20 protein-coding genes are annotated in these 19607 nt (G+C 62.7%); 7 read left to right on the forward strand and 13 right to left on the reverse strand.

The window, feature by feature from the left end; genetic code table 11:
- The first annotated feature begins 61 nt into the window (after window positions 1-61).
- Window positions 62-2203 carry an AMP-binding protein gene (locus HAHE_RS19490; RefSeq protein WP_338686845.1) on the forward strand — a complete coding sequence of 714 codons (2142 nt, stop codon included), beginning with the start codon at window positions 62-64 and terminating at the stop codon, window positions 2201-2203.
- A gap of 1 nt (window position 2204) precedes the next feature.
- Here the strand turns inward: HAHE_RS19490 and HAHE_RS19495 are convergent, their stop codons facing one another.
- Window positions 2205-2591, reverse strand: coding sequence for a hypothetical protein (locus tag HAHE_RS19495; RefSeq protein ID WP_338686846.1), 387 nt, complete (start codon window positions 2589-2591; stop codon window positions 2205-2207).
- A 74-nt stretch (window positions 2592-2665) separates the two neighbouring features.
- Entirely contained in the window at window positions 2666-3748 is a 1083-nt protein-coding gene (locus tag HAHE_RS19500) for a peroxiredoxin family protein (RefSeq protein ID WP_338686847.1), read from the reverse strand.
- Between the two features lie 100 nt (window positions 3749-3848).
- Here HAHE_RS19500 and gatC point away from each other — a divergent pair, with 100 nt between their 5' ends.
- Both gatC and gatA read left to right on the forward strand, forming a co-directional pair.
- Entirely contained in the window at window positions 3849-4142 is a 294-nt protein-coding gene (gene gatC, locus HAHE_RS19505) for an Asp-tRNA(Asn)/Glu-tRNA(Gln) amidotransferase subunit GatC (RefSeq protein WP_338686848.1), read from the forward strand.
- Window positions 4143-4146: 4 nt separating this feature from the next.
- The gene (gene gatA / locus HAHE_RS19510) at window positions 4147-5562 is read left to right on the forward strand and encodes an Asp-tRNA(Asn)/Glu-tRNA(Gln) amidotransferase subunit GatA (protein WP_338686850.1); all 1416 of its coding nucleotides are present in this window, start codon (window positions 4147-4149) and stop codon (window positions 5560-5562) included.
- Window positions 5563-5587: 25 nt separating this feature from the next.
- On the opposite strand, the gene HAHE_RS19515 is transcribed toward gatA, so the two are convergent.
- Genes HAHE_RS19515 through HAHE_RS19530 form a run of 4 tightly spaced genes read right to left on the reverse strand, consistent with a single transcriptional unit; the run spans window position 5588 to window position 9320 of the window.
- Window positions 5588-6049 (reverse strand): SRPBCC family protein, encoded by a 462-nt coding sequence (locus tag HAHE_RS19515; RefSeq protein ID WP_338686851.1) that lies wholly within the window; start codon window positions 6047-6049, stop codon window positions 5588-5590.
- 44 nt (window positions 6050-6093) lie between these two features.
- The gene (locus tag HAHE_RS19520) at window positions 6094-6819 is read right to left on the reverse strand and encodes a gamma-glutamylcyclotransferase family protein (protein ID WP_338686852.1); all 726 of its coding nucleotides are present in this window, start codon (window positions 6817-6819) and stop codon (window positions 6094-6096) included.
- Window positions 6816-7862 (reverse strand): GTPase ObgE, encoded by a 1047-nt coding sequence (obgE, locus tag HAHE_RS19525; RefSeq protein ID WP_338686853.1) that lies wholly within the window; start codon window positions 7860-7862, stop codon window positions 6816-6818. The genes HAHE_RS19520 and obgE overlap by 4 nt, the downstream gene beginning before the upstream one ends.
- A gap of 33 nt (window positions 7863-7895) precedes the next feature.
- Entirely contained in the window at window positions 7896-9320 is a 1425-nt protein-coding gene (locus HAHE_RS19530; RefSeq protein ID WP_338686854.1) for an MATE family efflux transporter, read from the reverse strand.
- Between the two features lie 105 nt (window positions 9321-9425).
- Between HAHE_RS19530 and HAHE_RS19535 the strand changes: the two genes are divergently transcribed.
- Window positions 9426-9974 (forward strand): YqgE/AlgH family protein, encoded by a 549-nt coding sequence (locus HAHE_RS19535; protein ID WP_338686856.1) that lies wholly within the window; start codon window positions 9426-9428, stop codon window positions 9972-9974.
- Here HAHE_RS19535 and HAHE_RS19540 read toward each other — a convergent pair whose 3' ends face one another.
- The 7 genes from HAHE_RS19540 to HAHE_RS19570 all read right to left on the reverse strand — a co-directional run bounded on the left by HAHE_RS19540 (window position 9975) and on the right by HAHE_RS19570 (window position 15456).
- Complete coding sequence (locus HAHE_RS19540) at window positions 9975-10418, reverse strand: YraN family protein (RefSeq protein ID WP_338686858.1); 444 nt, start codon at window positions 10416-10418, stop codon at window positions 9975-9977. It abuts the gene before it with no gap.
- 31 nt (window positions 10419-10449) lie between these two features.
- Entirely contained in the window at window positions 10450-11088 is a 639-nt protein-coding gene (locus tag HAHE_RS19545) for a ribonuclease HII (protein ID WP_338686860.1), read from the reverse strand.
- Between the two features lie 6 nt (window positions 11089-11094).
- Entirely contained in the window at window positions 11095-11691 is a 597-nt protein-coding gene (locus HAHE_RS19550) for a CAP domain-containing protein (protein ID WP_338686861.1), read from the reverse strand.
- A 114-nt stretch (window positions 11692-11805) separates the two neighbouring features.
- Window positions 11806-12195 carry a holo-ACP synthase gene (acpS, locus tag HAHE_RS19555; RefSeq protein WP_338686863.1) on the reverse strand — a complete coding sequence of 130 codons (390 nt, stop codon included), beginning with the start codon at window positions 12193-12195 and terminating at the stop codon, window positions 11806-11808.
- The gene (locus HAHE_RS19560) at window positions 12192-12938 is read right to left on the reverse strand and encodes a pyridoxine 5'-phosphate synthase (RefSeq protein ID WP_338686864.1); all 747 of its coding nucleotides are present in this window, start codon (window positions 12936-12938) and stop codon (window positions 12192-12194) included. The genes acpS and HAHE_RS19560 overlap by 4 nt, the downstream gene beginning before the upstream one ends.
- Before the next feature lie 48 nt (window positions 12939-12986).
- Window positions 12987-14528 (reverse strand): bifunctional phosphoribosylaminoimidazolecarboxamide formyltransferase/IMP cyclohydrolase, encoded by a 1542-nt coding sequence (gene purH / locus HAHE_RS19565; RefSeq protein ID WP_338686866.1) that lies wholly within the window; start codon window positions 14526-14528, stop codon window positions 12987-12989.
- A 76-nt stretch (window positions 14529-14604) separates the two neighbouring features.
- Window positions 14605-15456, reverse strand: a complete 852-nt coding sequence (locus HAHE_RS19570) for a fumarylacetoacetate hydrolase family protein (RefSeq protein ID WP_338686868.1) — start codon at window positions 15454-15456, stop codon at window positions 14605-14607.
- Window positions 15457-15568: 112 nt separating this feature from the next.
- On the opposite strand from HAHE_RS19570, the gene tgt reads away from it, so the two are divergent.
- From tgt to secD, 3 genes are read left to right on the forward strand one after another with little or no spacing between them, the layout of a single operon-like run.
- The gene (tgt, locus tag HAHE_RS19575) at window positions 15569-16690 is read left to right on the forward strand and encodes a tRNA guanosine(34) transglycosylase Tgt (protein WP_338686870.1); all 1122 of its coding nucleotides are present in this window, start codon (window positions 15569-15571) and stop codon (window positions 16688-16690) included.
- Window positions 16687-17040: a preprotein translocase subunit YajC gene (gene yajC / locus HAHE_RS19580; RefSeq protein WP_338686872.1), complete on the forward strand. Its 354-nt coding sequence runs from the start codon at window positions 16687-16689 to the stop codon at window positions 17038-17040. The genes tgt and yajC overlap by 4 nt, the downstream gene beginning before the upstream one ends.
- 41 nt (window positions 17041-17081) lie before the next feature.
- Window positions 17082-19532, forward strand: coding sequence for a protein translocase subunit SecD (gene secD, locus HAHE_RS19585; protein WP_338686874.1), 2451 nt, complete (start codon window positions 17082-17084; stop codon window positions 19530-19532).
- Window positions 19533-19607: the final 75 nt, after the last annotated feature.

Consider the following 19607-nt stretch of genomic DNA (forward strand, 5'->3'; position numbering starts at 1 on the left):
TCGGATTTCCCGTGAATCCAAAGTCATCCGCGGCACACTCCGTGCGTCGTCATCGATCTCAATGAGCTCCGCAGTCCAGTTTCTCCATCAAGACCGAATTCCCAGCACCGGATGTCTCGTCGTTCCGGGCCGGGTGGACTTCCATGAACTGCTTCACCTTGAGCAGCTGTTCGCAGGACGGACGATCACGTGGCTGATCGAGGAGAATGCGAAACTCGATGCGCCGGTCGCGGCTTTTCTCGAGCGTTCGGGGTCGGGCGCGGTGTTTTCGGACGACGATGCCGACCCGGCAGCAGCCGGCAAGCAACTCGAGGCGCTCATCAAGGATGGTGGGGTGCTCATTTTCATCCATGGCAAGGCGGTTGCCCGGCCGGGAACGCCGTGCCACATCCCTGGCAGAACCCTGACGACGCTCGGAGCCTTCGGCTTGCCGCTATTGCCGATCGCGATCGAGTACCCGCGTGAGGCAGCGCTTCCGATCGAGCGCGCCGCTTCCCTGCCCCGGGCCGTCTTTTCGGTGGCGAAGCCGATCCCAGCCGCCAAAGCGTCCGCCGCCGCCCTGCAGGAGGCTCTCTACGCCGCCGCCGAGGAAGCCTATGCCGGGCGTCCGTTGTTCAAGGGGTCGCTGGCGACTGCCCTACTGGAAGGGCTCAAGGCCCATCGCCGAAACAAGCTGTTCGATGGCGCTGATGACTCCTCACTCGGCTTCGACCGCTTGCTGGCAGCGGCCCTCGTTTTCTCCAAGCACATCCGCGAGGAGACCGACAACCCGCGGGTCGGGATCATCCTTCCGCCGGGTAAGGCCGGCATGGTGGCGAACCTTGCGGTCCTTTTCGCCGGGAAAACTCCGGTGAACCTGAACTTCACCGCCAGCCATGAGGCGATCCGCTCGGCCATGCGCCAGGCGAAGCTCGATCGCTACATCACCGCGGACCCGTTCGTCCGAAAGGTCGCATCGTTCCCATGGCCGCCGAACCGCGACATCATCTTCATCGAGCGCGTGCTGCCCTCGCTGAAGAGGAAGATCATCACTTGGGCGATCCTCTCACGCATCCTGCCTGCCGGCGTCTTGAAGACCCTGTTCCGTATCGGCAAGCGCAAGGGCGATGACGAGGCGGTGTTGCTCTTCACGTCCGGTTCATCGGGCGAGCCGAAGGGCGTTCCGCTCAGCCATCGCAACGTGCTGGCGAATGTCTGCCAGTTCGGCACCCGTGTGCAGGCGTCGAGCAACACGCGGATCCTCGGAAGCCTGCCGCTGTTCCACTCGTTCGGTTGTACGGTCACGCTCTGGTATCCGATCCTCGACGGGATCGATCTGGTCACCTATCCGAATCCCCTCGATACCAAGCGGCTTGGCGAGTTGATCCATCAGCACTCGATCACGTTCCTGCTCGCGACGCCGACCTTCCTCCGCGGCTACATGAAGCGGGTAAAGCCCGAGCAACTGCGGTCGCTGGAACTGGTCGTGACCGGTGCGGAGAAGCTCCCGCTGAACCTCGCCGAGTCTTTTGCCGAACGCTTCGGCGTCGAGGTTCTCGAAGGCTACGGGCTGACCGAGACGTCACCCGCCACCAACGTGAACCTGCCTGTCCCGGCGGCCATCGATGGCGAATGGGTCGTGCCGTCTTCGCGGCGCGGTTCGGTCGGCCATTTGCTGCCGGGAATCGCCGTCCGCCTGACGAATCCGGCGACCGACGAGGCATGCCCCCTCGACCAGCAGGGCATCATCTGGCTGAAGGGCTCGAACATTTTCCCCGGCTATCTCGACAGCCCGAAGAAGTCGGCTGAAGTGTTGGATGGTGAGCGCTGGTTCCGCACGGGCGATGTGGGACGCCTTGATTCCGACGGCTTCCTCTACATCGAAGGACGGATTTCCCGCTTTTCGAAAATCGCCGGTGAGATGGTTCCGCACGAGACGGTCGAGGCCGCCATCAACAAGGCGCTCGGTCTTGATTCCGAGGCGGAGCGCAAGATCGCGGTCGTCGGGATTCCCGATGAAAAAAAGGGCGAGGCGATCGTCCTGCTGTCGACCATCGCCGGTCAGGCGCTCGAGCAAGAGTGCATCGACCTCCGCTACAAGCTGATGGACGCCGGTGTCCCGAGCCTGTGGTGCCCGAAGGCGATCGTGCCGGTTTCGGAGATTCCCGTTCTGGCTTCGGGCAAGCTGGACCTGAAGGGATGTCAGGCGCTCGCCGAAGAGTGAGTCACTTGATGACTTCCTCGCCCTTCTTCTCGCTCCAGATCCAGACCTCCTCACCTCCGCGGCTTTCACGAACCTCTTCGTGGAACCAGCCGTAGGCCTCGCTCCAGTAGAAGTCGTAGCAGCGGACCTTGCGGACGAGTCCGCGCTCGGTCACGACCGGATGGACGGTCGTCACGCGGCGCACGTCGCGATACTCGAACCCGCTCTTGGTGCGGTGGGATCCTTCGACGATATTCGCCACCCGGATTCCGCTTTCGCGGATTTCCAGGACTTGGGCGATCAGGCTCTTGGCGACATCCTCGGTCAGTTGGGTCGTGGGCGCGCCGGCACAGACGATGGATGAGAATCCGATCAGGGCAGCGGCAATGAGTGAAGCTGGGGTCTTCATGGGAATTCAAACGGTTGCAACCGTGAGTCTATTCACATGCCGACGCCGTTTTCCAGCAAAGTCGCAGCGCGGAATCAGTTCTCGTCGAGGACCGCGGCGGCCGTCAGTTCGGCGAATGTTCCCATCGCACCGACGTAGTGGATCTTCCGCTCCGGCCCGAGAACATAGGCGGTCGGCCAGACGCCCACCCGGTACTGCTTGCCGAGGTCGTTCGATGGATCCGAGAAATTCGGCCAGTCGACGGTGCCGGCGGCCTGCATCTTGCGGAGCTCTTCCCGCGGGTCACTGTTCACTCCGACGACCTCGAACGACTTTCCGGCGAACCGCTCGTCCTTGCGCATGGCGGAGACCCACTCGATCAGGCCGTCCGCGCCCTCGCCCGCCGAATTCCAGAAGACCAGCAGCACGACATTTCCGGAATGATCGGAAAGCTTCATCGGGCGGCCGCCGGAGTCGACGCCCTCCAGGTCGGGAGCGACCTGGCCCTTGCTGAGGTTCATGATGATGTAGAGCTCCTCTTCGGCGAGCTGTGCCATCGAGACACCGTCGACCTCCACGTCGGCAGAGTCGATGATCGCCTTGCGCAGCATGGTGAGCCGTTCACGCATCACCCGCGGATCGTCGCCCATGCCTTTCGCCATCATCGCGATTCCGAGCGCCGCGACTCCCGAGATCTTCGGATCCGGGTTCTCCTTCTCGATCCGCCGCAACAGGTTAAGCGACTCGTTGTCGCCCGCCGCGACCAGTCCCATGCACATCGGTGCCAGCTTGCGGCTCTTGACGTGATACTTCCCCACGGCTCCGACCACCGCGGAGACCTCCTTGCGCATCGCCGGGCGCGTGACGCCCTCCTCGTCCTCATCGACCAGGCCGCTGGCGATCCTGAGGAACCACGCCGCCGGCTCGAGAGTCCATTCCTTGTCGAGGTCGCTGCCGATCACCCGCCACATCCGCGTCGCCGCCTCGTCCGGACGGGGCCGTTCTTCCTGAAGCAAGCGCTGGCGCTCCGTTTCCCCCTTGGCCAATCGCAGCTTGATCGAGAACGCCTCCATCGACTTCTCATACGACTGCCGCACCGCGGACGCCTGATCCGGCGTGCCGGCGGTTGCTGGCAGGACGGAAAGCGCAAGGGTGGCGAGGATTCGGGAAATCCGCATGGCTTCAGGCTAGCACTCCGCTTCCGGCTGACAAGCCCCCCGCCCCGATGGCTTTCCAACGCTTGCGGTGACCGGCCCGGTCCCCTTTACTCCCGGCCCGATGGCCACCAACCACATCGATGTGCGATATGTCGCCGGACTGGCGAGGCTGGAGCTCAGCGACGCCGAGTGCGCGACCTTCCAGCCCCAGCTCGATGCGATCCTTGAGTATGCCGAAAGCCTGTCGAAGCTGGACGTCGAGGGCATCGAGCCGACGGCCCACCCGGTTCCGGTCTACGATGTGATGCGGGAAGACGTGCCCGACACCAGCCTGCCGGTCGAAGCCGTGCTCGCCAATGCACCGGAGCAGGCCCAACAGCAGATCCGGGTCCCGAAAGTCATCGCCGACGCCTGATTCCATGTCTCTCGCCACCTCCACGATTGCCGGACTCCGCAAGCGACTTGTCGCCGGTGAAATCCGTCCATCCGATATCCTCGATGACCTCGCCACCGCCATTGCCGAGCGGGATGGGGATGTCGGCGCATACCTTTCCCACGATCTTGAGTCGGCCAAGGCACTTGCCGATCAATCCGATCTCAGCCTGCCCCTTGGCGGGATCCCGATCGGACTGAAGGACAACATCAATGCCATCGGCGAGCGTTGCACCTGTGGATCGCGCTATCTCGAAAACGGCTACCGGGCACCCTACGACGCCACGGTGACCGCACGCCTCAAGCAGGCCGGCGCGGTGCCCTTCGGGCGACTGAACATGGATGAGTTCGCGATGGGCTCATCGACCGAGAATTCCGCCCTCGGCAGGACCCGGAACCCTCACGATCCCGAAAGAATACCGGGTGGTTCGTCCGGAGGTTCGGCCGCCGCTGTGGCCGCCGGCACGGCGATCGCCACTCTGGGGTCGGATACCGGAGGCTCGATCCGGCAGCCCGCATCCCACTGCGGCGTCGTTGGCCTCAAGCCCTCCTACGGCCGCGTTTCCAGATATGGACTGGTCGCCTTCGCGTCATCGCTTGACCAGATCGGCCCTCTCACGCGGACGGTCGAGGATTCGGCGCTCCTGCTGCAGGTGATTGCCGGACACGATACGGCGGACTCGACTTGCCTCGATGCACCCGTTCCGGATTTTACCGCAGATCTGGGCAAGGGCGTGTCCGGAATGAAGCTCGGAATGCCCAAGGAGTATTTCTCCGACGGAATCGATCCCGAGGTGCGTGCGCTTGTCGAAGCTCGCGCGGCCAAGCTGGAGGAAGCTGGCGCCGAGTTGGTCGAGATCTCATTGCCGCACACCGAGCACGCCGTCGCGACCTACTACATCATCGCTCCCGCTGAGGCGTCTTCGAATCTCTCCCGTTTCGATGGAATTCGCTACGGTCACCGTAGTAGCGAGCACGAGGATCTTCTCGATCTCTACCGGAAGTCTCGCGAGGAAGGATTCGGCCCCGAAGTGAAGCGCCGGATCCTGCTCGGAACCTACGTGCTTTCGTCCGGCTACTACGACGCCTACTACAGCCGGGCGCAGAAAGTCCGGACGCTGATCCGCCGCGACTTCGAGGAAGCCTTCTCCAAAGTCGACGCGATCCTTTCGCCAGTGGTCCCTTCGCCTGCCCGGAAGATTGGGGTGAACAGCGACGATCCGCTGCAGGAGTATCTCTCGGACATCTACACCATCGCCGCCAATCTCGCGGGGATCTGCGCGATATCGGTGCCCTGCGGCGCCGTCACAAGCGCGGGTTCCGAGCTTCCGGTCGGCCTTCAGATCCTCGGCCCCCACCTTGGCGAGGCTCAACTCTTGCAGGTCGCCGCTGCGGCCGAATAGGAGCGGCTCCCTTCGGGTGCCGGCTTCACAACTTCCCGAACCTTTCTTCGAGCACCTCTCTGCGGTGTTGGAAAATTCGCTCAAGCTTGCTCCTCACGAACAAGCCGTGGGCAATCGCTCCGAACGGGCCCATCGGCAGTCCGTAGTGGACGAGGTCCTGCATTCGCACCCCGCCATTGATTTCTGTGAAGTGATGCCGGTGATGCCAGAAGGCGTAGGGCCCGAAACGCTGTTCGTCGACAAACGCGACCTTGTCCTCCACCGCCTTGATCTCGGTCACCCATGGAACCCAGACGCCCGGCAGGATCTTGACCTTGTAGGTAATGATCTGCCCCTCGTGCATGACTTCGGAGCGACAGCTCTCGATCCGGAATCCGAGCTCATCCGGCGTGATCTCGTCGAGATTGCGGGGCGAGGAAAAGAACTCCCAAGCTTGCTCCACGGAAATGGGCAGGTCCTGCGTCTGTTCGAGGATGTGAATCTTCATCGGCGCGCCGGAAACTGGCACTCGCGAGGAAAGGCGCAAGCGACTTAGGAGAGCACGAGCAATCCTACCACTGCAGCGAAGCATAGCGCGGAACCCACGCAGAGAAGTTCAAAGAGAATCGGGACCTTTTCCCCCCGACGCTCTCCGAGAATCAGTGAGAAAGTTCCAAAGAGACCGGCTCCGAGAAGCAGTCCACCATAGATCCATACGGACCGGTCTTGAATATCGGATGGCAGAGCAAAGTTATCGGCGGCCAATACTATCATGCTCGCGCCGCCAATCGGAATCGCGATGACGCCCACGCAGCCCACACTCGTGAAGAGTATTGGTGCTTTTGCGGATCCGGGGTAGAGCCAGTCGCCAGTCGGGATCCTTGTCAGGCCTTTCGCAGGGCTCACCCAAACCCAGATCCAAGCGTTCACCCTCCGCGTCCCGGGTACCTGCGCTCCAGCTGCGTCTTGGGTCAGGGTGACCGGCAGTTTTCGCCGCTCGTATTCCTCCCCTGCCAGCTGGCCCGGCGACAGCCCTTCAAACTGATCAAGTTCGGCAAGGGTCTCCCCGCTTACCTTCCAGACTTCGCCGATCACATCATCGCCATAGGTTGCCGGAACGAATGCAGGATACCAAGACACCCGATACAGATGTCCGCCAACTCTTGCTGAACCTAGATACTCCGCGCCATCCAACCTATGGGCATTCGACGCTCCCCTCCTCAGCGTCCCGTAAACGAACACCAATTCCCCATCGGTATCGTGGGACTTCGGGTTCACGCCCGGTATCCGACTTCCTTGTCGAGGTAGTCGCGAAGCTCCTCCAAGCCTTCCTCCATCTCTGCCGAGATCGGGATGACCCGGATCTTCGGAAAGCGAGCCCGGAAGATCTTCAGATTTTCCTCGGACGCCTCGAGGTCCATCTTGTTGGCGATCACGATCCACGGGAACTCGCCGAGCTCCTCATCGTACTCGCGCACTTCCTTGCGGAGAATCTCCAGATCGGAGATCGGGTCGCGCCCCTCGCTGCCCGCCATGTCGATCACGAACAGCAGCGTCCGGCAGCGCGTGATGTGGCGCAGGAACTCGTGCCCGAGGCCACGGTTCTCGTGAGCCCCTTCGATCAGTCCGGGAATGTCGGCGACGGTGCAGCGGCGGAAGTTGTCGAACTCGACCACGCCGACCACCGGTTGAAGGGTGGTGAACGGATAACTCGCGACCTTCGGATGGGCGTGCGACAGCTTGCCGATGAGGGTCGACTTGCCGGCATTCGGGAATCCGACGAGGCCGGCGTCGGCGATGCGCCGAAGTTCAAGATAGTAAACTCCCCGGTCGCCCTCCGTTCCCGGAGTGCTCTCGGTCGGCGTCTGGTGGGTCGCTGTTTTGAAATGGGTGTTCCCCTTGCCGCCGACGCCACCGGTGCAGAGGACGAATTCCTGCCCGTTCTCCGTCAGGTCGATCACCGGCTCGAGGTCGATCCCTTCTTCGCTGCGCTCGAGTTTTACCGCATCCTGGATGTTGTCGGCATTCGCCCGATACACGACCGTCCCCGGAGGAACCCGGCCGATCACCGTTTTCCCCTTGCGGCCGCTGCGCTTGAATCGGCTTCCGTGTTGGCCGTTCTCGGCGATCAGCTTCGGATCGAAGTGATACTGGCGGAGGTTGTCGGTCGATGGATCGACCTTCAGGATCACCGCGCCGCCATCACCGCCGTCGCCGCCGTCGGGGCCGCCCCTGGGCACGAATTTCTCGCGTCGAAAGGAAACGTGTCCGTTTCCTCCGTCGCCGGCCTTGGCGTAAATCCGGATATGGTCGATGAACATGGCGATTGCTGGTGGCGGGCCCCAGTGAGTGATTCAGACCTTCGCGTCCAGCCATTTTCCACGGAAGTGGAGGCGCGCGAAAATGAACGACTGGCAGACGAGGTCGAGACTCAAGATGATCCAGACCGCGATCAGGCTGGTCATTCCGAAGTGCGAGGCGCTGCCGAGAACGATGATCCGGAAGAAGATCATACTGACAAACGAGTAGCGGATGACCATCGGAGTGGCCCCTGCCCCACGCATCGAGGTCTTGAGGACGATGCAGCTCGCGAAGAAGGGTTGGCTGAGTGCGCACACCACGAACAGTGGTGCCGCCAGAGTAACGTGGAGGGCGCTGTCGGGTGCGACCAGCTCGACGACCTGGCGCCCCCCGAGGATGAAGAAAACACCCATGGCCGACATCACCAGTGCGGCGAACTTCCAGCACAACCTCACCGCCTTCACCGCCATCTCCTTCGATCCGGCGCCGAGGTATTGACCGGCGAGAGCCGCCGCCGCGGTGGCGATGGCGAAGCCCGGCAGGAACGACATCGACTCGACCCGGATCGCGAGGATGTGCGCTCCAAGCGCGCCTTCCGCAGGCAGTCTCGAGATGATCCGGATGCCATAGGCATGGATGCCCCACATGCCGGCGATTTCGAGCGCCTGCGGCGCGCCGACCCGCATGATCCGTTTCAAGGTGTCGAGAGACAACCGCAGGGCCTTGACCGACCAGTGGAGTTCCTCTTCGCCTCCGCGCACGAGCAAGCTGACCACCAGCAGACCGGCTCCCCATCCGACAACCGTGCCGAGAGCAATCCCCTCGATGCCGCGTCCTCCGAGTGGTTCGGGGCCGAACACGAACAGCCAGCTGCAGATCATGTTGACGCCGTTGACGGTCACCATCCCGATGAATGGCGTCCGCGTGTCACCCGAACCGCGGAGCGCCGCATTGATGGCCAGCAGCGGGCCGCTGAAGATACCGGAAAAAGCGAACACGCGCAGGTAGTCCTCCGCCAAGCGGGCGGCCACCGGCTTGAGATCCATCCAATGAATCAGCGGAGGGATTCCGAGCTGGAGCACGGCGAGGGAAACGAGGCCCGCCGCGAGACCGAGCCAAACGCCTTGGCCGAGGGCTTCCCGGCCGAGTCGGTAGTCCCGGGCTCCGAAGGACCGGGATACCAGTGCCATCACACCGGTCGCCACCGCGATCTGGAGGATGTTGAAAAACCAGGCCACGTAGCCGCCCAATGCCATCGCATCGAGGATCGCGACCCGCTCGTGCCCCTCGGCCATGCGCCCCGAAATCGTCAGGTCGGTCATCCCGACGGCAAACGTCAGCACCTGTTCGAGCAGCGGCCAGACCGCCAGCACCGCGACCTGCCTCGGAAGCGACAGACCGGCCAGACGGCCGCCGAGGAGACGGGCCTCCGGGACCGCTCTCTGGCTCGCTTCGGCACTGCGTCCCGGTTTCGGCATGGCTCGGCGAGGAGGCCTAACGACAGTGCCGGGGGGACGCAACCGCGATCCTCCATCTTCTTGCTTTCGCCGGCGTCGTTCGGCGTTAGATTTCCGCTGGCCCCGATGCCTGACGCCCAGATCCAACTCGAGGGAACCCTTCTCCTCGCGACTCCCGCGCTCCGCGACGGGATCTTCGACCGTTCGGTGATTCTGCTGGCGGATCATTCCGCCAAGGAGGGGGCGTTCGGGCTGATTCTCAATCACCCGACCGGGCACGAGGTCGGTCACTTCCTCAAGCAGGAGGAGTTTTCAGCGCTTGAGAGGATTCCGGTGCATATCGGCGGACCGGTGTCGCCCGAGCAGCTCACCTTCTCCGCCTTCTGGTGGAATCCCCACGACGGTCTGCATTGCCAGGTTCGCCTGCCGGCGGAGGAAGCCATCCAGCGGACCAAGCAGCCGGGCGTGCTCGTTCGGGCCTTCATCGGCTACTCGGGTTGGAGTGCCGGACAACTCGAACAGGAGCTCCGGCGGGATTCATGGATCACCGCCAAGCCCAACCCGGAACTGCTGGGCAAGGCGCACGACCAAGGGCTGTGGAGTGAATTGCTGCGCTCGATGTCACCCTATCACCACATCCTTTCCGAGGCACCGGGTGACCCGGGGCTGAATTGATCAGGAGAACGCGTTCTCGACCCGGTGGACTCCGGGTGCTTGGCCCTCGGTGAGGATCACTTCGATCACGTCGAACCTCCATGGGATCTCGCGGGATCCGAGCAGACGGAGCCACTCGTTGGCGCCTCGCCGGATGAGCTTCTGCTTTTCGAGGTTCACCGCGTCGAGGGGACGCCCGAATCCGGAAGAAGTTCGGGTTTTGACCTCCACGAAGAGCAGCAAGCTCCCGGACCGGGCGACGATGTCGACTTCTCCTCCCTGTGGAGCACGGAAGTTTCGGTAGAGAATCTTCGCGCCGTTTGCTCGAAGCCATTGTCGGGCGATCCGCTCGCCAAGCACGCCCACCTCGGCCGAAGAGATTCGCTCGCCTTTTGCGGTCGTCAGGCGACAGGGCCCGTTGAGCAGACGGCTGAATCGTCGGACGAGGAAAGAAGCGGGCCGCACGATCCCGACTCTCGAAGTTCGGCGCTTCGCCTCAAGCGCATTCGGTGTCGTCAGGTCCGGACCAGAGCTCCAATTGGCTCACGGGCTGGAACGATCTCCGGTGGATGGGGCACGGCCCGTGACGACGGAGTGCCTCAAGGTGCGCCTTGGTGCCGTAGCCCTTGTGGCGGTCGAAGCCGTAATGAGGGAATTCGAGGGCATGCTTTCTCATTCGACGGTCACGAGCGACCTTCGCGATCACGCTCGCCGCAGCAATCGACAGAGATTTGCCGTCGCCCTTCACCACTCCGTCGTGGGGCATCGGGAATCCGGGCACCGCCAACCCGTCGATGAGGCAGTGGTCTATCCGCGTGCCAAGTCCCAGTGCCGCGCGGGCCATCGCGGCGTGCGTGGCGCGCAGGATGTTGATCGAATCGATCTCGTCCGGCTCCGCGAAGGCAAGCGACCAGCGGACGTCGGGATCGGCAGTCAGAATCTCGAAGATCGACTCGCGCCGCTTCTCGCTGAGGCGCTTGGAGTCATCGAGCCCGACACAAGTGAAGCCTGACGGCAAAATCACGGCGGCAGCCGAAACCGGGCCGGCGAGTGGTCCCCTTCCCGCTTCGTCGATTCCGGCGACCGTCTTCAGGCCGCGCGACCAGCAGGTGGCTTCAAGCGAGAAGTCGGGCACGCAGCATCAAAACCCGCCGAGATGCTCCCGGAAAGCCATCTTTGTCGGAGCCGAGAGACCTTTCGTCGCAAAGATCTGGGTCGCATAGACCATCCCGTCTGCGGCGACGTAGACGCCGAGTCCGGAAGTGTGCCACTTCTGCTTCAGATTGAAGCGGTGGCCTTTCGATCCGGTCCACGCACTGGTGAGCTGGCTGGCGATGTCTCCTTGGATGACTCCGCCGGCGACATTCTCGGCGACCGATCCCATCCCGTAGGTGCGCTGTGCGACCATGGTCCGCTGTTCAAAGCCGTAGTGGCTGATGTTCTGCGAGCCGACCGAGAACTTGCCGCGATTTCGGGCCATGAACTCGCAGTGCTCCTGAGCCATCCGATCGAGACCGGAGTGACGTTGGAGCGGTTCACGGCCGATCGAACGCCGGTAGGCATTGATCGAGGCATCCAGTTTGCGGACAACTGCGGATTGCGAGATCGACTTGGATGGCGTCGAGTGGCTGGCCGTGGCCGACATCGGCACACGGGTGGTGTCGAGGCTCGAGGAGCAGGATGCCAGAAGGAGCATGCCCCCCAAACCGACCCATGGAAGCAGGCTGGTTGTTTTCATGTGGGTGTGGGACGGGGGTGTGAGCGGGCCCCATATACTCCAATCGATGGAAAAGTAAACGAATTTTAAAAATTCGAATTCTTTTACAAAATACGTATTTCCCCCACTAACGGCTCAAAGTGAGGCAGTCATCGCCACCGCATTTGCCGCCGCATAGGACTTGGCATGCGTCAGACTGATCAGGACTTCGACAATCCCCTGGCTCTCGGCGAAACGCTTGCCGGCACCGCTGAGGACCAGCTGGGGAGCCCCGGATGAGCGGCGCCGGACTTCCATGTCCAGCCACTCCAGATCCTTGCCGATTCCGGTTCCGAAGGCCTTGGCAACCGCCTCCTTGGCGGAAAAGCGGGCGGCGTAGTGGAGTCCGGGGCGGCTCTGGGCGTCGCAATACTCCCTCTCCGTCCGGGTGAATACCTTCTCCGCGAATTTGCCGCCGTAGCCTTCGAGCAGGCGTTCGATGCGCTCGACCTCGATCACATCGATTCCGATCCCGAAAATGCTCATTGCGGATAGGCTCCCATCGCGGTCTTCATCTCCCGAACCGCGGTCGGTAGCCCGACCCGCATCGCCCGCGCCACGACGGAGTGGCCGATGTTCAATTCGGTCAGGTAAGGCACGGGGAACAACTCCGGCAGATTGTCGTAGTTGATGCCATGGCCGGCATTGACTTGGAGGTCCATGCCGGCGCCCGCCCTTGCCGCATCGACGAGACGCTCGACCTCCATGCTGCGGTCGGCTGTCGAAGCATTGGCAAAGCAACCGGTGTGAAGCTCGACCATCTGGCCACCAGCTTCCGCCGATGCCTCGACCTGCGCCGCGTCCGGGTCGATGAAAAGCGAAACCTTGATTCCGGTCTCCCTGAGTGCGGCAACGCACCGTTTCACCTCATCGAGGCGACCGGCCACATCAAGCCCGCCCTCGGTCGTCACCTCTTCCCGGGTCTCCGGGACCAAGCAGACGAAGTCCGGGCGCACCTTCAGGGCCAGAGCCAGCATCTCCTCGGTGACTCCCATCTCGAGGTTGAGGGGAAGGCCGCAGCGTTCGCGGATCTCGAATGCATCCCGATCCTGCATGTGGCGACGGTCGCCGCGAACGTGGATCGTGATCGAGTCCGCACCTCCCTTGGCGGCATCCAGCGCCGCGGTCAGTGGCGACGGTTCCGCATTCGGCGAATCCGGCAGCAGTGCGTAGCGAGCCTGCCGCAGCGTCGCGACATGGTCGACATTGACTCCCAACAGCAGGCTCACCGGCAAAGCATCGCTGAAAACTCGGAACTGAAAACCTGAAACTCTCCGTCAGTGGCGGAAGTGCCGGTGGCCGGTGAAGACCATCGCGAGACCGGCTTCGTCGGCTGCGGCGATGACTTCCTCGTCGCGGATCGAGCCGCCGGGCTGGATGCAGGCGGTCGCTCCGGCGTCAATGGCGGCCTTGAGGCCGTCGGCAAACGGGAACATCGCATCGGATGCGATCACCGAGCCATCGAGCGGCAAGCCTGCCTCTTCGGCTTTCCAGACCGCGATGCGCGAGCTGTCGACGCGGCTCATCTGGCCGGCGCCGATTCCGAGGGTACGGTCGGCACGGGCGTAGACGATGGCATTCGACTTCACGTGCTTGACCACCCGCCAGGCGAAGCGCATGGCGCGCATCTCTTCCTCGGTGGGCGGACGCTTCGAGACGACCTTGCTCTCGAGATCATCGAGACCAAGCGCGGTATGGTCGCGATCCATCACCATCAGCCCTCCCGGACAGGACCGGAGGAGCGGAGCCTTCTTGGCCGACAGATAAGCCTCGTTTAGCTTCATGAGGCGGAGGTTCTTCTTCTTCTGCAGCACCGCCCTCGCCTCGGGTTCGTAGTCGGGCGCGATGATGACGTCGGTGAAGATCTCCGAGATGATGCGCGCGACGCCTTCCGTCAGCGGCCGGTTGCACACGATCACACCTCCGAAGGGTGCCTGGCGATCGGTTTCGAACGCCTTCTTCCACGCCTCGCGCAGGTCGTCGTCATCCTGCCCGACGCCGCACGGGTTGGTGTGCTTGAGGATGCCGATGGTCGGCCGGACGAAGTCGAGGATCAGGTCGGCCGCCGCCTCGATATCGAGGATGTTGGTATAGCTGAGCTCCTTGCCTTGGAGTTGGCTGAAGCAGCTACTAAAGTCACCGTAGAGAGCCGCTTTCTGGTGCGGGTTGTCTCCGTAGCGGAGTTCGCGGTCGAGCGGCAGGCTCACCGTGTAGGTGCAGCGTGTGCCGTCCTCGCACTTGCCGAGGAAGTTCGAAATCGCTCCGTCGTATTCGGAGGTCCGGTGGAAGACCTTGACCGCGAGTTCCTCACGGAAGCCGAGGGTGGTATTGCCATCGTGATCCTTCATCTCGTCAATCACCCGGGCGTAGTCGCCCGGATCGGTGACGACCGTGACGTGGGCGTAGTTCTTCGCCGCGCTGCGGAGCATCGAAGGGCCTCCGATGTCGATGTTCTCGATTGCCTCGGCGAGAGTGACGCCCTCCTTCGCCACCGTTTCCTCGAAGGGGTAGAGATTCACAACGACCAGATCGATCGGCGGGATGTCGTGTTTCGTCGCCTGTGCGAGATGCTCCTTGTCGTCACGCTTGTGAAGCAATCCTCCGTGGACCTTCGGGTGCAGGGTCTTCACCCGGCCCTCGAAGAGCTCGGGGGCGCCCGTGTAGTCGGACACATCGGTCACCGGCAGCCCGGCTTCCCTGAGTGCCTTGGCGGTGCCACCTGTCGAGAGCAGTTGGACGCCGAACTCATGGAGTTCCTTGGCGAATTCGGCGAGGCCGGACTTGTCGGATACGGAGAGAAGCGCGCGCTGAATGGACATCAAGAAGGGTGTGTTCGGATTGGGAACTCGCGTACCCCTGACCCCCGCCACCGGCAAGCCCCAATGTGGGCCGGTATCAACCCTCGACCACCCGCTGGCGCATCTCGCCGAGTCCTTCGATGCCGCAAATCACCGAGTCCCCCGGTGTCAGATAGCGCGGGGGCTTCATGCCCATCCCGACGCCGCCGGGGGTGCCGGTCGCAATCACGTCGCCTGGCAGGAGGCTCATGAAGCGGCTGATGTAGCTCACGAGGAAGGCGACACCATTCATCATGTCTCCCGTCCAGCCGTTCTGGCGGATCACGCCATTGACCTTGCACCAGAGCCGGAGGCCTTGGGGGTCGGGGATCTGGGATGCCGGTGTCAGTGCAGGCCCCATCGGGCCAAACCCGTCGCAACTTTTGCCCTTCGTCCACTGACCGCCCATCTCTTTCTGGTAGGTGCGCTCCGAGTAGTCGCAGAACACCGAGTAGCCGGCTACGTGGTCGAGGGCGTCCAGTTCCGAGACGCGGCTCGCGGTCTTCCCGATGACCACGGCCAACTCGACCTCGTAGTCGAGTTTCTTGGATCCGGGCGGGCGGGTCACATCATCGAAAGGACCGCTCCAGGCCGAGTTGGCCTTCATGAAGAGCACCGGCTCAGACGGGATCTCCTCGCCGAACTCCTTCGCATGATCGAGGTAGTTCTTACCGACGCAGACGATCTTCGACGGGCGATCGATCGGTGGCCCGATGCGCGCGGTTGGCGGGATCTCCTCGCCGTCGGGGCAGCCGTCGGCGACCCACGACTCAAGCGCGTCCATGCCGCCGAAGGCGAAAAACCCCTCGTCGTAGTCGTGGAATTGCCCGCTGGCGTCGATTCGGCGCCCGTCATCCAGCAGCACTCCCGGCTCCTCGCGGCCCGGTTCCCCGAAACGGATCAGCTTCACGCCACGGTGTCTAACACCATCATTCCCCCGAAGTCAAAGCTCCACGGCGGCGGAACGAGGCGAACTCGGGGCTTTGCGGGACGGCAGTCATCGGCTATTCGGCGCCCCCGCCATGTTCGAAGTCCTTCACCGTGACCCAGCCAGCAAGGCCCGTTCCGGGGTCATGCAGCTGGCCCATGGCGCGGTCGAAACCCCGATTTTCATGCCGGTGGGAACCCAGGGTTCGGTGAAAACCCTGCATCCGGATGAACTGGACCTGCTCGGGGCTCAGATCATTCTCGGAAATACTTACCACCTCTGGCTGAGGCCCGGACACGAGCTGATCCGCGACTTCGGCGGGCTCCACGGATTCGCCTCTTGGGACAAGCCGATCCTCACCGACTCCGGTGGATTCCAAGTCTGGTCACTCGCCAAGCTCCGGAAGATCACCGAACAGGGCGTCCGGTTCCAAAACCACCTCGACGGCGCGAAGATGCTGCTCACCCCCGAGCTCAGCATGGAGATCCAGGCCGGCCTCGGATCGGACATCGCGATGCTCTTCGACGAGTGTCCCCCCTACCCGTGCGAGAAACGTTACGCCGCCGAGTCTTTGGGGCTGACCACCCGTTGGGCACGGCGGTGCAAGGATTGGGTCAGCGAAAACCAGCCCCGCTCCGGCGATGGTCCGCAGCGCCATTTCGGAATCGTGCAGGGCTCGATCTGGGCGGAGCTGAGGGAGCAGTCGGCCCGCGAACTGGTTGAATTGGACTTTGATGGCTACGCCATCGGCGGGGTATCGGTCGGTGAGCCGGAAGAGGAGATGTTCCGTGCCATTGACCACTCCGTGCCCTTCCTGCCCGAGGACAAGCCGCGCTACGCGATGGGTCTTGGCACCCCGCCGCAGATTCTCGAGATGATCGGGCGGGGCGTCGACATGTTCGACTGCGTCATGCCGACCCGGGTCGCCCGGCATGGACAGGCGTTCACACTCGACGGTCCGATCCACATCAAGAATCTGGAATTCGAGCGCGACTCCGGCCCCCTGTGCGAGTCGGCCGACCCCCATGTGGCGCGCTTCTCGCGGGCCTATATCCGGCACCTTTTCCGTGCCGGGGAAATCCTCGCTTTGCGGTTGCTTTCCTTTCACAATCTGCATTTCCTCCTCCGCCTCACAGCCCTCGCGCGCGAGGCAATCCACGACGGGAACTTCCTTGAGTTCAAGGAGTCCTTCACCCGGCGCTACACCAAGGCATGACCGACCTCATCCCCGACATCGTTTCAATTCTGGCTGAAACCCCCGCCCCGAAACCCGGCAGCGGCGGTCTCATGGGCAATCCCCTCATCTTCTTCGGCCTGATCTTCGTGATGATGTATTTCCTCATGATCCGGCCGCAGCAGAAGCAGCGGAAAGAGCTTCAGAAGCGGATCGATGCCCTGCAGACCGGAGACCGGGTCGTCACCACCGCGGGCATTCACGCCATCGTTCACAACATCAAGGACAAGAGTGTCGTTCTCAAGGTCGCCGAAGGCACCATGATCGAGTTCGACAAGCAGGCCGTCGCCAGCGTGCAGAAGAAGGACAGCCCTTCCGGCGCGGCCAAGTGAGCTGAAGCTCCGGCCCATCATTGTTCCCCACTTTCCGACCCATGATCCCATCGATCCTCGCCCTTGAAGTCGTCTCCGACCCGCTGGTTCTTTTCCTCTCGGGCCTTGCACTGCTGATTCTGTTCATCTGGTACTTCGCGACCGAGTCGGAAGTCCGCAAACGCAATGTCGGCACCATTCTCGTGCTCGGTCTCTGCACCCTCTGCATCCTTGCCCTGATCCCGCCGGACAAGACGCTGAAGCGGGGTATCGATATCGCGGGCGGCTCGGCGTTCACGCTTCGAGTCCAGCCCAATGTCGACCCGACGACCGGGCAGGTCATCCCTCTCACCGCCAAGGATCTCGACAATGCGATCGAGACGATCGAGAAGCGCCTCAACGCGATGGGCACGAGCGACATGCTCATTGCCAAGAGCGGCGACGACACGATCATTCTGCAGATGCCGGGCATGGACCCGGAGACTGCCGACGACATCCGGGAAACGCTGCAGAAGGTCGCCAAGCTTGAGCTCCGCGAGGTCAGTCCGCAGAGCCCGATACTCGCCGAGAAGGTGTTCAACGGCGAGGAAGTCGTTCCCGGCTACCGGGCCTACAAGCATGAGGGAGAGAATCGCAAGGGCGAGCTCTTCACCGAGTATCTCCTGCTCAGCCGACGGACAGCGATCGACGGCGCCGATATCGCTGACGCCTGGCCTCAAACCCAGGGCAGCGATCACCAGGTCGGGATCAAGCTGACCGGCGAAGGTGGCGACAAGATGACCAACCTCACGAAGGACATGCGCGCCGGTGCTGACCGGATCGCGGTGCTTCTCGACAACGAAGTGATCACCGCTCCCGTGGTGCAGAGCGTGCCCCTTGGCCGCAACTTCGTCATCATGGGTCAGGACAGCTTTGAAGAAGCGGGCACGCTCGCCAGCCAACTCCTCAATCCGCTCAAGAATGCCCTGGTCATTGACGAAGAGAGAACCGTCTCTCCGAGTCTGGGTAGCGCGGTGGTCGAACAAGGGGTGACATCAGCTTTGATCGGTCTCTCGCTGACCGCCTTGTTCATCCTGATCTACTACCGGACGGCGGGCATCATCGCTCTGATCGCGCTGGCCGTGAACTCGGTCCTGATCTTCGGCGGCATGGCGATGTTCGGCTTCACATTCACCCTGCCGGGGATCGCGGGCATCATCCTGACGATCGGTATGGCCGTCGATGCGAACGTCCTGATCTACGAGCGATTGCGTGAGGAACTCGAGCACGGCAAGTCGCTGGCGAATGCGATCAACACCGCCTACGAGAAGGCGTTCTCGGCGATCTTCGACTCCAACATCACTTCGCTTCTCACTGCGGTCATCCTGTTCTGGAAGGCCAGCGGCACGGTGGCCGGCTTCGCGGTTACCCTGACCATCGGTCTGCTCGGTTCGATGTTCTCGGCGATTCTCGTGACGCGCGTGTTCTTCCGCTGGGGCACCGACTCGGGAATGCTGAAGAACCTTTCGCTGCTGAACCTCTTCCGCTCGACCCACTGGGACTTCCTTGGCAAGCGCCGGATCGCCCTCGTGATTTCCACACTGCTCTTCGTCGCGGCAATTGGCGGGTTTGCTTGGAAACGCTCTGCTGCCCTCGGTGTCGACTTCACCGGTGGCACCCTGCTGACCCTCAAGTTCGATGAAGACGCGGAAGGTATCCGTCGCGCCGATGCCGAGAACGCGCTGAAGGATCTCGATACGGCCGCCAAGCCGATGGTTCAGGAAGAGAACATCCCGAACAGCGGCGAACTACTCAGCATCCGCTGCGCCACGGAAGATGCCGAGGAGGTTGAGGCAACCCTGCGTGCTGCCTTCCCGGTTCTCCAGGAGCGCGTGCCGGTCGTCGTAAACGGTGAAGACACCGGTGACACGAAGTTCGCGGTGGACGTGACGACCGAAAGCGTGTCCGCAACCGCCGGCTCGGCGTTCCTCGTCAACTCCTGCATCGCTCTCGGGCTCGGGCTGGTCGCGATCATGCTCTACATCAGCATCCGCTTCGAATTCTCCTTCGCGATCGGAGCGATCGTTGCGGTGGTTCATGACGTTGTCATCGCGGTCGGATTGATCGTGCTCTTCGGAGGCGAGCTATCGCTGATTCATGTGGGTGCGATCCTGACGATCGCGGGTTACTCGATCAATGACACCATCATCGTCTTCGACCGGATCCGCGAATCGCTGCTCACGGAGCGCGGCAAGGTGAAGGATCTCATGAACTCGGCGATCAACGCGACCCTCTCGCGTACCTTGCTGACCTCCATGACGACGATCTTCACGGTCGCGATCCTCGCCATCTTCGGCGGCGCTGCCCTGCGTGACTTCTCGACGATGATTCTCGTCGGCCTGATCGTCGGCACCTACTCGTCGATCTTCGTCGCCTCGCCGATCGTCTACTGGTGGAGCCGTGGCAAGGGTCGCAACCTCCGTCGCGAGGTTCTCGACGCCAGCCTCGCCGGCGAAACCGCCGCGAACACCTGATCCGGCTTTCCGGTCTCCCCACACCTGCGTGATTCGGTCTTTCCCTCGAAAGGCCGATCGCGCAGCATCCTCCGG

The sequence above is a fragment of the Haloferula helveola genome, from assembly GCF_037076345.1.
Taxonomy (GTDB): domain Bacteria; phylum Verrucomicrobiota; class Verrucomicrobiia; order Verrucomicrobiales; family Akkermansiaceae; genus Haloferula; species Haloferula helveola.

Coding starts and splice junctions, on each gene's coding strand:
- HAHE_RS19530 (WP_338686854.1), bottom strand. CDS start 9,320: ATGCCGAAACCGGGACGCAGTGCCGAAGCGAGCCAGAGAGCGGTCCCG.
- purH (WP_338686866.1), bottom strand. CDS start 14,528: ATGTCCATTCAGCGCGCGCTTCTCTCCGTATCCGACAAGTCCGGCCTC.
- HAHE_RS19550 (WP_338686861.1), bottom strand. CDS start 11,691: ATGAAAACAACCAGCCTGCTTCCATGGGTCGGTTTGGGGGGCATGCTC.
- HAHE_RS19535 (WP_338686856.1), top strand. CDS start 9,426: ATGCCTGACGCCCAGATCCAACTCGAGGGAACCCTTCTCCTCGCGACT.
- yajC (WP_338686872.1), top strand. CDS start 16,687: ATGACCGACCTCATCCCCGACATCGTTTCAATTCTGGCTGAAACCCCC.
- HAHE_RS19490 (WP_338686845.1), top strand. CDS start 62: ATGAGCTCCGCAGTCCAGTTTCTCCATCAAGACCGAATTCCCAGCACC.
- HAHE_RS19500 (WP_338686847.1), bottom strand. CDS start 3,748: ATGCGGATTTCCCGAATCCTCGCCACCCTTGCGCTTTCCGTCCTGCCA.
- tgt (WP_338686870.1), top strand. CDS start 15,569: ATGTTCGAAGTCCTTCACCGTGACCCAGCCAGCAAGGCCCGTTCCGGG.
- obgE (WP_338686853.1), bottom strand. CDS start 7,862: ATGTTCATCGACCATATCCGGATTTACGCCAAGGCCGGCGACGGAGGA.
- acpS (WP_338686863.1), bottom strand. CDS start 12,195: ATGAGCATTTTCGGGATCGGAATCGATGTGATCGAGGTCGAGCGCATC.
- secD (WP_338686874.1), top strand. CDS start 17,082: ATGATCCCATCGATCCTCGCCCTTGAAGTCGTCTCCGACCCGCTGGTT.
- gatA (WP_338686850.1), top strand. CDS start 4,147: ATGTCTCTCGCCACCTCCACGATTGCCGGACTCCGCAAGCGACTTGTC.
- HAHE_RS19495 (WP_338686846.1), bottom strand. CDS start 2,591: ATGAAGACCCCAGCTTCACTCATTGCCGCTGCCCTGATCGGATTCTCA.
- HAHE_RS19515 (WP_338686851.1), bottom strand. CDS start 6,049: ATGAAGATTCACATCCTCGAACAGACGCAGGACCTGCCCATTTCCGTG.
- gatC (WP_338686848.1), top strand. CDS start 3,849: ATGGCCACCAACCACATCGATGTGCGATATGTCGCCGGACTGGCGAGG.